The organism is Cytobacillus firmus DS1, assembly GCF_000565285.1.
Classification (GTDB): domain Bacteria; phylum Bacillota; class Bacilli; order Bacillales; family Cytobacillaceae; genus Cytobacillus; species Cytobacillus firmus_A.
The window spans coordinates 310,171-324,589 of the sequence record NZ_APVL01000001.1 but is presented as its reverse complement, the minus strand read 5'-3'; the positions used below and the strand labels follow the sequence as shown (position 1 = coordinate 324,589).

9 protein-coding genes are annotated in these 14,419 nt (G+C 43.1%); all 9 read right to left on the bottom strand.

The genetic code is table 11. From position 1 onward, the window contains the following. Positions 1-19 precede the first annotated feature (19 nt). The 9 genes from PBF_RS01600 to PBF_RS01560 all read right to left on the bottom strand — a co-directional run bounded on the left by PBF_RS01600 (position 20) and on the right by PBF_RS01560 (position 14,365). A complete protein-coding gene (locus tag PBF_RS01600; protein ID WP_035326206.1) occupies positions 20-1,144 on the bottom strand; it encodes a DEAD/DEAH box helicase in 1,125 nt (374 codons plus the stop codon). Between the two features lie 166 nt (positions 1,145-1,310). Further along, positions 1,311-3,701, bottom strand: a complete 2,391-nt coding sequence (locus PBF_RS01595; protein WP_035326204.1) for an immune inhibitor A domain-containing protein — start codon at positions 3,699-3,701, stop codon at positions 1,311-1,313. Between the two features lie 230 nt (positions 3,702-3,931). Next, positions 3,932-7,450, bottom strand: coding sequence for a bifunctional 2',3'-cyclic-nucleotide 2'-phosphodiesterase/3'-nucleotidase (locus PBF_RS01590; protein ID WP_035326202.1), 3,519 nt, complete (start codon positions 7,448-7,450; stop codon positions 3,932-3,934). 203 nt (positions 7,451-7,653) lie between these two features. Beyond that, a complete protein-coding gene (locus tag PBF_RS01585) occupies positions 7,654-8,970 on the bottom strand; it encodes a globin-coupled sensor protein (RefSeq protein ID WP_051488779.1) in 1,317 nt (438 codons plus the stop codon). A gap of 149 nt (positions 8,971-9,119) precedes the next feature. Further along, positions 9,120-10,367 carry an ATP-binding protein gene (locus tag PBF_RS01580; protein ID WP_035326200.1) on the bottom strand — a complete coding sequence of 416 codons (1,248 nt, stop codon included), beginning with the start codon at positions 10,365-10,367 and terminating at the stop codon, positions 9,120-9,122. Between the two features lie 142 nt (positions 10,368-10,509). Further along, the gene (locus tag PBF_RS01575; protein WP_035326198.1) at positions 10,510-11,643 is read right to left on the bottom strand and encodes a zinc-dependent alcohol dehydrogenase; all 1,134 of its coding nucleotides are present in this window, start codon (positions 11,641-11,643) and stop codon (positions 10,510-10,512) included. Positions 11,644-11,748: 105 nt separating this feature from the next. Continuing rightward, positions 11,749-12,474 carry a twin-arginine translocase subunit TatC gene (gene tatC, locus PBF_RS01570; RefSeq protein WP_035326196.1) on the bottom strand — a complete coding sequence of 242 codons (726 nt, stop codon included), beginning with the start codon at positions 12,472-12,474 and terminating at the stop codon, positions 11,749-11,751. Between the two features lie 55 nt (positions 12,475-12,529). After that, positions 12,530-12,715, bottom strand: a complete 186-nt coding sequence (locus PBF_RS01565) for a twin-arginine translocase TatA/TatE family subunit (RefSeq protein WP_035326193.1) — start codon at positions 12,713-12,715, stop codon at positions 12,530-12,532. A 9-nt stretch (positions 12,716-12,724) separates the two neighbouring features. Next, a complete protein-coding gene (locus PBF_RS01560) occupies positions 12,725-14,365 on the bottom strand; it encodes a PhoX family protein (protein WP_035326190.1) in 1,641 nt (546 codons plus the stop codon). Positions 14,366-14,419 lie beyond the last annotated feature (54 nt).

Below are 14,419 nucleotides of genomic sequence, written 5' to 3'. Positions count from 1 at the left end.
GGTGCCCGGCACTTGATTTTTATACGATTTGGCCGCCGCGCATGACTTTCTTTTCTGCGGTGAGGCCCAGTTCTTTCGCCATTTTTTTTAGTTCGCGCTCTTCTCTTTCAGTGACGAGAGAAATAACGGTTCCGCCTGCGCCGAATCTTCCTGTTCTTCCCGAGCGGTGGACATATTGATTCATATCCTTCGGGAAGTCGAAATGTACAACATGGGTAACTCCTTTGATATCCAGCCCTCTTGCCGCAACATCTGTGGCAATCAGCATATTCGTTTTGCCCGTGCGGAAGTTCTTGATGGCTTTCTGCCTGTCAAATTTGCTCAGGTCGCTGTGCAGAGTGCTTGAAGCTATACTCTTAAAATCAAGCTTTTCTGCCATAACGGTTAGGTTGCCGATATCCTTGACAAATACCAGTGCCTTTATGTCTTCAAGCCTTGAGATCTTTTCGAGCATTTTGATTTTGTCCCGCGCTTCTGCTACAAAGTAAATATGGTCCACACCTTCAGCCTGAATGGTTTCATCTTTCTCGACACGAATGACTTCAGCATCTGCTGTCAGTTCTTTTGCAAGCTGCTCAACAACAGGCGGCAGTGTCGCTGAAAACAGCAGCACCTGGCGTTCTTTAAGTGTAGATTTAACAATGTTTTGAACCGTCTGAGTGTGTTCCTTAACAAGAAGCTGATCGCCTTCATCAAGGACAACGGTTTTGACTTCATGCATTTTCAGCTTTTTCTGTTTAATCAGCTCCAGCACCCGTCCCGGCGTTCCTAAAGCAATATGCGGATGCTTCTTCAATTTTTCAAGCTGCCTTTTCACATTGGCTCCGCCGATAAAAGACGCGGCTTTAATTCCGCTGCCTTCAGCCCATTTTTGGATCTCGCTAAGTATCTGCATCACAAGCTCCTGTGAAGAGGCTAAAATAACAGCCTGTACCGCCTGTTTATCCGGATCGATTTTTTCCAGTACCGGCAGCAGGTAAGCAAGCGTCTTGCCTGTTCCAGTCGGTGACTCGGCAATAATATCCCTGCCTTCCAAAGCCGGCGGAACCGCTTCTGCCTGAATGGTCGTCGGCTGCGCAAATGCAGACTTTTTCCATGCCTCCTGGATAAATGGCTTCATATTTTCAATAAAAGATTGTGTCATATGTTACTCCTTTAACTTTATTGCGTGTAATCAGATAATTATATTTAGTATAGCCGAAAATCGGAAAAAACTAGTATCGGTAATGATACTAGCTTATAGGCAGGAAGTTGTCTACCCATAACAGAAAAAGGCGCGAAGCCACTTCTGGCATTCGCACCTTTAAATCTTACTTGTGAATCCATACGGCTCCGGCAGAGTTGTCCTTTGCTTCACCGACCACTTGGAATTTCAAGCCATGTTCAGGAACAATTCGTCCTGCATCAGGAATCAGACTGTTGATGTATTTATTGGAATCATCAAAAACTGAAATTCCTTTAAGGCCAGGGTAGTCATAATCCCCGCGGGTTGGAGAACTTACTTCCCATGCTGGTGCTTTGTCCAAGGAGAACGCAGCATCTGCAATCTGATATCTTGTGCTTTGAGATACTGTTTCTTTGCCGTCTAACAGACCGGTAATGGCTTCCGGATGTGAATCCACCACTCCAAGGAAACCTTCCCCAGGATGAACGCCAACCCAGTTGTCTGTGTGGCTGTCATCGGCATACCAAACAACTAAACCAGTGTTGTATTTAACTCCTCTTGAGTGGGCAAGGGCCGTGTCGGAGCCTGCGTAATTTCTCCACTCCAGATAATAATGGTTCTTTGCATAGCTGATTCCGTTGGAAACAATGAATCCGTCAAGAGTCATCTGAGAGCTGCCTTCAGCATCGTCTGTGAAAATCAGATTTCCATCAGCAGTTACAGTGATTTCATCCATCGCAAATCCGTCCAATGCTAAGCCGCCATCTGTTACATATTCGAATGTCAGGCTAACTTTTTTACCGGCAAACTCGCTTAAGTCATATGTCTTATCTACCCATTGTCCTTTTGAAGATTCAGCACGGGCATCGCCATCTGTATCATCATCACCAATTACATCGAGCTCAGTTTCTGTCCCATCGGCTGCTTTTGCAGTAACAGTCAGATAATCATAATCAAACTCAATATCATAATAAACTTTAGCATTGAAGACTGCTTCTTTCGCAGCTGTTAAGTCAAATTCAGGCGTTGTCAAAGTGGTATGAAGGTCATCACCTTTTGTGCTGTAGTAATATTTCTCCCCGAACGCAGGTGTAATTCCCTTCACCTTTTTTTCAGGCAGATTTACTTTTACAATTCCCGGATTTTTAGATTTGGTTACACTTTGGTCAATAACCGTTGCCAAGCCGTTTTTATCAATATCTTCATAATTTACTTCCATAATATTAGCCCAGTTTCCGCCCATGCCTTTTTGGAAAAATTCTTTGTTTTGCGGTGAGAAGCTGGTTGGTTCAGTACCTGCTATTTTGCCGTTCCAGCTGCCTCCACTCATGATGGACCATGAAGCAACCGGCTCGCCTTGTCCAGTGTATTGAGTATCATACTCATCCGGCAAACCTAAATCATGTCCGAACTCATGGGCAAACACCCCGACAGCTCCGTCTTCAGGCTGAATCGTGTAATCAAATGCACCCATTTTTCCGCCCCAGTAATCTACCTCGGCTGTTGTATTTGGAACAGCAAATACTCCGCCAAGCGTCCAGCGGTGAGACCAGATGGCATCATCACCGAGCGCACCTCCGCCAGCTTCCTGTCCTGTACCAGCGTGGATAATCATGAGATGGTCAACCAATCCATCAGGCTCGTTAAGGTTTCCATCACCATCTAAATCATATAGATCAAATTCATCGTATTCTGAAAGATCCATTCCAGCGTCTACAGCTGCTTTTAAAGCCTCTTTTACTAAGTCGCGAGGTCCAAGAGGAGATAGATTGTCATGGCCTCCGTTAGGGCTGTCATCACCATATTCACTAGCTTTTCCAGGAACCGTCAGCCATTCAGACACAGTGCCGTCCACCGTGTAGCTGCCTCCGGACTGCTCTTCATAGAACTGCTTAAATGTTTTTACTTTATCTCCATTAAATAATTCAAATTCAGTATCGCCAAACATCAGTTTTTCATAGTGCTCTTTGCTGAAATCATCAGCGTACATGTAGCCCTCTTCCTGTGTTACATTGTTATGCTTGAAATCTTCAAATTCAGTTAGAAGCACAAGCACTTTGTCTGTTCTGACATCACCATTGTAGTTTGCTTCTTTGGCCGGATCTACTTTTACATAGCCGTCCGGTTTGCCCTTTTTATAGTTGTTATGACCTTTATTCAGCTGCTTTGAAAGCTTGTCTTTTTGTTTGGTTAAAAAATCTTTTGTTTTTTTGTCAAACTCATCCTTATGGTCATGGCTATTTTTGGTACTTCCAGGCTGCTTTTCACCTTGTTTTTCATTTATGTAATCTTTTACTGCCTTTTCTATTTCTTTTGAGGAAGCATCCTTTTTAACTAACCCTCTTTCTATTAAAGCCTTTCCCAGCCGGTCTTCATTCACAATGTTCAAATCAATTGGTGCGGAAAGTTCGTCTGCTGAAACTTTTGAAGGAGCTGCTGTTGTTCCGGCAAAAGATCCCGCAAATAGTGCAGCTGCCATCATCGTGCTGGCTGTAATGGAAGATACAACCTTAAAAGGTTTATTCTTATTACTCATTCTAATAGCCTCCTGTTTCATTTTTCTAAATTTTCGGATTGCGAGATTAATTCTATCAAACTAATATAAGATTTTTAATAGTCTAACAATACTGTTATTTTAATAATTTGATAAAATATGAGTAGGTAAATGGAATTAATTTATCCATCATAAGAAATAGAATTGGGTATTTACACTTATTTGCGGTAAGCACAAAAAGAGCATCAGACTGATCCGATGCTCCCTTCCTGTTATTTATTCAATTTTGTAATTCTCCCTTCAACCGCTGGATTTACTTCCTTTTGTTCCTTAATGTAGTTGATTAAAGCATCAAGGTCGACAATATCCACAGTGCGGTTCTTGCCGTTTAACAGTGCACTGTAGCCGTCTCCCCCATCAGCCATATAATTGTTTACCGTCACAGAATATTCCTGTTCTGCTGCGATTGGCGTTCCATCAGTCTTTACTAAAGAAACGATCCGATCTCCAGCAGCTCTCGAAGAATCATACGTCACCTTTAAACCGGAAACATGCATGATTCTTTCTTTTGAACCCCACTGCTGTTCAAAAAGTTCTTTAATCTGGGCACCGGTCAATGTCAATGTCACAAGGTCATTTCCGAAAGGCTGTACCGTAAAAGCTTCTTTCCAAGTAATATCTCCAGCGTCAATGCCTGCACGGACGCCGCCTGAATTCATGAAGGCAAAATCTGTATTGGTCTGTGCAATCATGGAATCTGCAATCAGGTTCCCCATCGGAGACTCTCCGTCAGCATTTACATCCCTCGAAATGCCAGTAGAAGTATGGCCGATAACCTCATTTAAAATTGGAGCTGCATCAGCAATATAAACATCCAGCATTTCCTTGATTTCTGCATTTGGTTCAATATCACGTGTGGCGCTTACGATTTCGGCTTTTTTAGCAACAATATCTCCCGAAACTGGATCAATTGTTAAATCCACATCAGAAAAAGCTGTACCATAGGAATAAGATTGAACAAGCAATTTTCCGTCTACTACAGTGTTTGTGTACTTATGGTTGTGCCCGCCGAACATCACATCCACTTCATCATCAACCGCATTTGCAATTTCAGCGAGTTCTTCTTGAGGATTAGCCCCATCCAAATCAGACACTGCAGGGTTGTGAGTAATGACCACAATCGATTTAACGCCCTGCTCCTTCAGCTCTGCCGTGTACCTGTTGATTGCTTCCGCTTCGTCTGTGAATTCTACTCCAGCTGTCCCGCTGGGCGTTACGATTCCAGGAGTATCGGAATAGGCAATGCCAATAAAGCCGATAGGCACTCCATTTACTTCTTTAATAATATATGGATCAAGGATTGGTTCCTTTGTTGTTTCATCAACTACATTTGCTGCAACATACGGAAAGTCTGCTCCTTCAAACTCGCCATACTTCTCCACCGTTTTAGGATGGGCACCGCCATTGATGAGACGGAGCATTTCGTCTACCCCTTCATCGAATTCATGGTTGCCGACTGTACCTATATCAAAACCGATCTCATTAAGCATATTAATGGTTGGCTCGTCCTGAAGAAGGGCAGAAACAGGGGAGCTCGCCCCGACTGCATCACCGGCATGCAGCATGATTGTATTGGCATTAGCTGCTTCACGCTGTTTTAAATGTGCAGCTAAATATTCGATTCCACCCGCATTCAAGCCGGCATTAAATGTATCAAGCTGGCCGTGGAAATCATTGATTCCCAAAAGCTGGACTTCAAATTGCTTTGGCTCCGGGAATTGAAGTGAATATTTCGCAAAACCATTTGCTGCTTCCCCCGCATAGCCTATTCCACTGCCTTCAGCAATCGCATTCTTTGCATCCGGTGAAGATTCGAACGTTACATTTACTTCACCGGCAACCGGTGCAAATGACCAATTGGCATCTGCAGAAGGATCGATGGTTTGTTCTTCACGGATATAATCAATGATCGCCTGGCGGTTTTCATCCGGATAAAGCTCTACTGCTGTGTTGTTTCTGACTCCAGGGAAAGTGCCGCTGGCCCGATAATTATTTGTCACAACGATGAATTCCTGATCTGGATCAATAGGCGCTCCGTTATACTGAAGATTTTTGATTCTGCTTGCATCGGCATTAACCTGCTTGCCATCTTTATCATACTTGGCAGGTTCTGTTACATCGATCTCATATGTCACACCATCGATTACATCATAGTTATAGGTTGGGAAATCATTATTTATCAATGACTGTTCTTCCGCTTCATTTTCTTTGATCTGATTGAACTGGCCTGCCGACATTTCAAGCCATTCTTTCACATCTGCTCCTTTAATTTTTACCGTAGCGACTGTATTCGGATACAGGTATAGATCGGCTACATTCTTAATGGCGATTGTGCCTTCTGGAATATATGTGTAATAGCTCGCCCCGTTGCGTCCGCCTGCTTTAAAAGGTGCTCCCGCTGAAAGCACTGGTGTATTTTCATCTGGTGTTCCTATTAATTGCTTCTCGATATACCACCTCTGTGCATTGGTCACAATTTGAATGGACGGATCATCTTTTACGAGTGCAAAATAGCTGTGAATATCAGCTGTTGTTTCCCCGACAGGCTGGCGGACATAATTCAAGGTTCCTTCATGCTCTTCCTTTACAGCTTTCAAAATAGCAGGATCTGCATCTGCAAGGCTTTCCTTGACGGTCGCACCGGATTCATTTTTATAGCTTCTGAAAATAGACCTTAAAGATGACTGGGAATCCTTCACTTGCCACTTGCCCTTCACCTTGGCAATGGTCAGGTCCATAACGCCAAGCTGGTTGCCCCAACTGCCCGGCATGATGAACGGCACTCCGTTGACCGTTCCCTTTTTTGTATCCACACCAGGAAGATCGGTGAAATCTCCCGGAAAATTCTTATGGTTGTGTCCGGAAATGACCGCATCAATTCCCTTAATTTTTGTTAAATCGTAGGCTGCATTTTCTTCCATCTCAGCATATGCCGCGTCCCCCATGCCGGAGTGCGCGAGTGCAATGATAATGTCGGCCCCGTCTTTTTTCATTTTAGGAATATTGGCTTCTACTGATTGTACAATGTCTTTTGTAATGATTTCCCCATCAAGATTGGCTTTATCCCATTGTGTAATCTGCGGAGTTACAGCACCGATAACCCCAACCTTAATGACCTGTTTTCGGCCTTTTTCGTCAACCACTTTTTTCTTGATGATTTTATATGGTTTAAAGTAATTTTCATCGTTTTTCGGATTTTGATCGTGGTCATCTTTGTAGACATTGGCATTTACATAAGGAAATGGCGAATCATCCAGGACCTCATCCAAATAATCGAGGCCATAGTTGAATTCATGGTTTCCTACCGTAGCGGCATCATAATCTAATAGTTCCATAGCCTTGAATACAGGATGCATTTCCCCATCCTCAAGCTTATCTACTTTTGCTTTATAATCGCCAAGCGGATTTCCCTGAATTAAGTCGCCGTTGTCAAATAATAATGTATTCTTTGCTTCTTTCCTTGCCTGTTTGATTAAGGTAGCTGTTTTAGCCAGTCCAAATTCAATGGTTTCTGCATCTTTATAATAATCATAGTTATAAAGGTGTGTATGTATATCTGTTGTTCCCAGTATCCGCAGGCTTACTTCATGGCTGGATTTGTGTTCCGGTTTACTCGCATGATCAGGTTTTGCCGCCATGACAGAATCATATGAAACAGGTGCTGCTAAGACAGAAAGGGACATCGTTGCAGCAAGAATTGTTTTACCTAATTTGCGCGCAGGATTTTTCAAATGAATACATCTCCTCGATTTTAGTAGATTAGGATGATAACATTCATAATTCTATCTATTTTTAGACTTATTTGAGAATGAGCAATTAGGAGCAATTCGTGTGGCAATTTATTAATTTTTTGTAAAAATCACTTTCTAAATACCTAAAAAAACAGCACCCTCAAAGGATGCTGCATCATTTTAAATAGTTATTATATTGGCAGTTAAAGATTCCTATCTCCGCCCTCAGCCTTTTCCTTCAGCTCATTTGCAAGAAGGGAAAGACTTTCAGTTGTATGATTAATTTCCTGAATGGACTGAACGATGCTGTCAAGGTCCGTTTTGTTGCGGCCGAACATGTCCAGATACTGTTCCATTTCCATTTTTACGGTAACAAGCCCGCCTTTTACCTGCTGAATCTGAGCTTGTGATTCTTTTGTTGAGAGATTCATGGAGTTCATCGTATCAACCAGCACGCTGATTTGATTGTCGCTTTTTTCGATTTGTTCCTTGATATGGCTGCTCATCTTCTTAGAGTTTTCTGCCAGTTTCCTCACTTCGGTAGCCACTACGGCAAATCCCCGGCCTTCATCACCCGCCCGGGCCGCCTCAATTGATGCATTCAGCGCCAGCAGATTCGTCTGATCGGCAATATCCTCAATCCCTTTTGTCATCGTAATAATTTGCTCCGAGATTCCTTTTAATGCTTCAATTCCGCTTATAGACTGCTCCACATCCTGAAGAACTTTATTGAATGCATGAACCATCTCGTCCATCTGCGTTTGGTTGAGATTAGTCAGGTTCAGCAGATTTTTACTGCTCTTTTGCGTTGTTTCGGTTTCACTGCGGATTTGATCAGCTTTTAAGCTTGTCTCATTGATCGAAGCTTCCGTCTGCTGGACCGAGGCTGCTACTTCCTGGCTGATCGAATTTAATTCTTTTTGCAGCTGGGCATTCGAATCATTTAATACATTCAGTTCATTCATTCTGGCCTGCAGATAATTTTCAACAACAAGCTGGGAATCCAAATTGATGATATGCGTAAGAGCCAGCAATGCGTTCGTCAGCTTCTCAGGGTCCTGGTGCAGTTCCGCCACGACCTTAGGAACCAATAATGAATTAATGGCAGAATATGTGGCCAGAAACCACTCAACTGGAAGACCAGCCCCGTTATGGGTATTGCCAATCCGAGTTCTCATCGCGAAGTATTCCTCATCAAGATTGCCGCTTAATAAGCTCTGGAAGTACCGGACAAATACGCCATATAACCTTTCTCTGCTTGTATTATTTTCAGCAATTCTCTTTAATGGCGACTGCTTATAAAGATGATCCAAAACCTTCTGAAGCAGTTCATCCAGCAGTGGTGAAATCACAGGGTTCAGATCCTGAAGTGTCTCAAGATGCTTCTTTGAAAAGCCCATATACCACAATCGTTCTGAAATACGCTTATCTTTTACATCCACTGTTTCCTCTAATCCTGGAAAGCTCATTTCCGGCTGAAAAAATAAAGGTGGATTCTTCTTTCTTAACTGAAATAGCATAGTCGTGTCCCCCCGGCCCTTTAGCCATTTTGTACATGTATTGTATATATTATGTATAACAAGTAGGTAAATAGCAACTATTATCTCTCTGTTTATATCGGCCATTCGTCCTAAATATAAATAGAGGATGCACATTAAAGGTACATCCCCTAAGATTCTTTTATTCTGGGCTGCTCTATAGGAATCGTAAGGTTCACAATTGTCCCTTTCCCCACTTCACTTTCAAATGTGATTCCCGCCTTGTGTTCAACCATAATCTGCTTGGTAACCATCAGACCCAGACCGGTTCCATCCGGTTTAGTTGTATAAAACGGATCCGATACCTGATCTATATTTTCGGTACCAATTCCGCAGCCTTCATCTTTAATGCTGATCAGAACGCTGTCATTCTCCGCCATTTTAGCCGTAATCAGGATCGTGCCGCCTTCTGTCATAGATTCCATCGCATTTTTGATCAGATTAATAAATGCCTGCTTCAGCATATGTTCGTCACATTGCACTTTAGGAAGGGATTTCAGATTCTCTGTTTCAAAACGGATATTCTGATTGGCCGCCTGTTCTTTAATAATCGAGAGGACGTATTGAATCACTGAATTCAGTTCAACCCTTTTAAACATAGGCAGCCTTGGTTTGCTCAGGATCATAAGATCATCGGCAATCAGATTAATCCGGTCGATTTCCTCAATCATAATTTTATATCGATCCCTATCTTCAGGGTGTTTTTCCATCTGCAGCTGAGTAAACCCTCTTAATGCTGCTAAAGGATTTCTCACTTCGTGGCCCACTGCCGAAGCCATCTGTCCGACAGCAGCCAGCTTTTCCGTCTGGCGAAGTTCCTGGAAAACATGTGTCAGCGAGTGAATATATGAATAGAAGCGGTTAAGCAGAACATATGAAACACTTGAAAAAATGACCATAAGCACGATTGGCACCATTACCTTCTGGCTGCTCAACAGTAAACCAGCCAGAAGATACTTTGCTATCATTCCGCCCGTTACTATCCAAAAATAGCGCTTATTCACAAAAATCGGCGCAAATATAATAAACAAAAGCTCTACTGCGCTTCCGCTCTGAAATTCCTTCGACTCACCCAAATAGATCAGCATGCTGTTACTAAAATCTATCAGAAAAAAACCTGCAAAAAATAAGTATTTTACCTGAAAAGGGCGTTTTGTCCTGATTAGATAAACCGCTAAGGGCAAGAGCAAGATAATAGCCAGGTAATACCCCCAACCAAGTCCGCCATTTGGCAGCCCGGTAGTGCCGCCTGTATTGAGGGGAAGCAGATAATAATAAAATAAATCATAAAGTGTTAAAATAATATAAAACAGCCAGATAAAAACGGTGACTGCTTTTGTTTCTTCCTTTATCAAAGTAACTTGATTAAAGCCTTTCATTTACATGCTCCTTGGATAACTCTATTAATAATATACCTTTAGCACTATTATATACGTTTGTGTCGAAACATGTATATTATGTTATATTCTTAAACTTCAAAAAACCGGCCCTGGTATATCCAGGCCGGTTAGTGTATAACAGCTAAGGTTTTAAGATGACTTTAATGCAGTCATCTTCATGGTCATTAAAAATCTTATATGCACGACCTGCTTCTTCGAGAGGAATCTGATGAGTAATGATTGACTTTGGATCAAATTCCTTGTTTGTGATCTTTTCGAACAGCTCAGGCATGTAGTGCACAACAGGGGCTTGTCCCATTTTAATGGTAACATTTCTCGAGAAAAATTCCTCCAGCGGGAACATATTGTAAGTCAGCCCGTACACACCTGTCAGCTGGACTGTCCCAAATTTACGTACGGCTTTCGTCGCAATTTGGATCGGGCCAAGCGTTCCACCCTGCAGCTTCAGTTTCTGTTCAATCTTTTCCACTGCGGATTTCTTCCCGTCCATGCCTACGCAATCGATGACCACATCAGCTCCGCCCTGGGTAACTTCTTTTAGATAAGCACCCATGTCATCATATTTCGTGAAGTCATAGACCTCCACATCATTGGTGAGTTTGGCGTGATTCAGACGGTAATCAAGATGGTCTATTGCTATTACCCGTTTAGCTCCTTTCATCCAGGCGAATTTTTGGGTCATTAACCCGATAGGGCCGCAGCCGAGGACGACGACCGTATCTCCCGCTTTAACGCCTGAATGTTCCACGCTCCAATATGCTGTCGGCAGAACATCCGATAAAAAGAGCAGCGATTCATCCTCCAGTTCGCATGATTCCGGTATGACAAAGGGCATGAAATTGCCAAAGGGCACCTTTAAAAACTCTGCCTGGCCGCCGGGATGATTTCCATATTTCTCTGTATAGCCAAAATAGCCGCCTGAATCGTTATGGGGGTTGGAATTGTCACATTGGCTTTCCATATCATGCTGGCAGTAGAAGCAATGCCCGCACGACACATTAAATGGGATGACTACCCTGTCGCCTTTTTTTACCCGCGTCACATCAGGGCCTGTCTCCTCAACGATTCCCATCGGTTCATGCCCGATAATATACCCGGGCCGCAATGGCATGTTTCCCTGATATAAGTGAAGATCCGATCCGCAAATGGCTGTTGATGTGATCCGGATAATAACATCATCCCTTTTTTCAACTCTGGGATCCTCTACATTTTTCACTTGAATATCTTTCGCTCCCTGATAAGTTACAGCTCTCATGCTTCACACTCCTTAAATGACTTAATAGGCTATACCCATTTAAGAAAGGAGTTAACTCCATAAATATCCAATATGCGTTTTGAAAATAATTCCAATGTTCATTCTTTACTGCAAAACAGCCTGCTTTTTCAGCTTTCTGTTATATATAATTTTGGACAGGCTTACACTCGCCTCGTACAGCAGCAGGAGAGGCAATGTAACCAAAATATCTGAAATAAAATCGGGCGGTGTAACTAAAATCGCCACCACAATCAGCACGAAATAGGCATACTTCCTTATCTTCTGCAGCGAATAGGGATTGAGGATGCCAAGGCTGGTCAGGAACATAATCACAACCGGAAGCTCGAACAGAAAGCCGAATGGCAGTGTTAAATGCAGCACGAATTGAAAGTATTTTTCCGTTGTAAAAAAGGCGGTGAACATATCTCCCGATAAGGTCATTAAAAAATTCAGAACCAGCGGCAAAAGAATGAAATATCCGAATGCTATACCGGTAATGAACAGGAAAAATAACGCGGGAATATAGGATAATGCCACCTTTTTCTCCATTCCGGTGAGCGCCGGGCTGACGAACAGCCAGATTTGATGGGCAGCTACCGGGATGGCGGCTGCAATGGCGACAACTGACGCAAGCATAAAATAGACCCATAGAATCTCAGAGGGACCGAGAACAGCCAATTTAAAGTCCAGATCTTTAACCAGCCACTGGTAAATGTCGCTGACGAAAATAAAGGATAGTGCCAAGAATGCTATAAAGACAGCAGCTATAATCATCAGCCTCTTCCGGAGCTCTTCAAAATGCTGGAGGACATTCACTGCGTCATTATTCATATTAATCACCTCAATATAAAAGGAAGGAAGATATCCCTCCCTTCCCTATTCATTCTTATAGCAATTCTTTTTTCTTATCTTCCGGCTGTTCGTCGGAAACAAGTTCGCGTGTGGATTTCTTGAATTCTTTCAGGGTTGTGCCGAATGCCCTTCCGATTTCAGGAAGCTTGGATGGCCCGAAAATGATCAGCGCCAGCACTAGAACAATAATCAATCCTGGTATCCCGATATTTGATAGCATAGTAACCTCCTAGTATTTGAAGCCTGTAATTGCCACAACTCCCGGACGCGGCATGGTATCTCCCTTGCGGTGCGGCCATTTGCTTGTCAGATTGTTCAGGTCTTCCGTCTCTTCTCCCGGATGCTGAATGGACAGGAACAGGGTCGTTTCGTTTGGTGTAAAGGATGGTCCAGTCAGTTCCGCTTCAACAGGAGCTGAAGCAAACTGAAAGGCTTCTCCTGTATTTTTTCCGATTGTCGGGATGACGAACATGCCATTGTTGGCAAAATGCGTGTAGATTCCTGTATTCAGTTTGCTTGAAGACATATCGGTGACAGTCCAGAGATTGCCAAGGCTATCGAAAGTCAGGTTATCAGGTGCACTGAAGCCGCTCTGTTTTCCGCCGGCTGCAAAGATTTCAAAATCAAAAGCCAGTGCCCCCAGGTCATCTCCCTCTTCGATAAATCTGGTAATATGGCCATGGAAGTTTCCATGTTTATCATTGTTTGTATGGGCAATGAATACCGTTTTATCGAATGGGCTGATTTCCACATCCTCCGGACGGTCAGTAGGCGTTCCGCCAACAAGGAGAGCTGCTTCATGGCAGTGAACAGCCACATCCGCCTGTGTCTGGAATTTCTTTAAACGATCTGAATTCCCTTTTGCGGCTTTCTGTACATTTTCGATCGTTAATGGCACCCATTTTCCGCTGCCCATATTAGCCACATAAAGCGTCCCTTCTTCAAGAAGGTCAGAATTTGCTTTTCCGCGGGATTTTACATATTTATTTTTACTGATGAACTTATACACGCAGGCATCTTTCTTATCATCACCCATATAAACCACAACCCGATTGTCATTCGTCAAGCCGACTGCTGCATTTTCATGGTTGAAGCGACCAAGGGCGGTGTGCTTGCGCGGCTTAAAATTGGGATCAAACGGATCGATTTCCACAATCCAGCCATAATGTGTATCATTTAATCCTGCATCCTTTGAAGTAGATTCGAAGTTTTCCTCAGCTGATAAAACAGTGCCCCACAATGTCATGCCGCCGGAACAATTGGCAAAAGTCCCCTGTACATTCGTTGCACCACCCACTGCTTTTGAACCTTTGGCAGGACCTGTAAGCTGGAACGGAGTCAAGCCTGTAATACGGCGCGCATATTTGGAATCTGTGTCCATTTTCCAGGTACCTTCATTATCACGGTATACCTCGATTATCGATCCGCCCTGGTTGTAAAGCATTTTTTGAATTTGCGCTGCTGTATACTTGCCATTTGCCGGCCTTGCACCATGAACAAATAGATCGCTTGAATATTCATGATTCACCCATAAGAGACCGCGCTTGTCCTTATCAATTGGAAAATATAATGTAAAGTCATTGTTAAAGCCGAATGTATCACCGCTTTTATTAATCACATCTCCATAGGCTGCCACCACATCGTATTTGTATCCACGCGGCAAAACAAGATCGTCTTTATCCGTCGGGTCAATCGGCTTAAAATTCAAGCCAGAGATTTTCTTCTGGAATCCGAATAAATGGGAGGCTGCCTCAACCCCCTTAGCTTCCGCTTTTGGAACCATTGCCCCCAAACCTGTCGAAGCTACAGTCAATGCTCCCATACCTGTACCAACATACGTTAAAAACTTGCGGCGATTCAATTCAGTCATCCTCAGCACCTCTTCATATTATTTGATAATGTTTTCATCGTATTTATGTACCAA

Excerpts from the sequence above, each read along its gene's own strand:
- PBF_RS01600 (WP_035326206.1), bottom strand. The coding sequence starts at position 1,144 with ATGACACAATCTTTTATTGAAAATATGAAGCCATTTATCCAGGAGGCA.
- PBF_RS01575 (WP_035326198.1), bottom strand. The coding sequence starts at position 11,643 with ATGAGAGCTGTAACTTATCAGGGAGCGAAAGATATTCAAGTGAAAAAT.
- PBF_RS01560 (WP_035326190.1), bottom strand. The coding sequence starts at position 14,365 with ATGACTGAATTGAATCGCCGCAAGTTTTTAACGTATGTTGGTACAGGT.
- PBF_RS01565 (WP_035326193.1), bottom strand. The coding sequence starts at position 12,715 with ATGCTATCAAATATCGGGATACCAGGATTGATTATTGTTCTAGTGCTG.
- tatC (WP_035326196.1), bottom strand. The coding sequence starts at position 12,474 with ATGAATAATGACGCAGTGAATGTCCTCCAGCATTTTGAAGAGCTCCGG.
- PBF_RS01580 (WP_035326200.1), bottom strand. The coding sequence starts at position 10,367 with ATGAAAGGCTTTAATCAAGTTACTTTGATAAAGGAAGAAACAAAAGCA.
- PBF_RS01595 (WP_035326204.1), bottom strand. The coding sequence starts at position 3,701 with ATGAGTAATAAGAATAAACCTTTTAAGGTTGTATCTTCCATTACAGCC.
- PBF_RS01585 (WP_051488779.1), bottom strand. The coding sequence starts at position 8,970 with ATGCTATTTCAGTTAAGAAAGAAGAATCCACCTTTATTTTTTCAGCCG.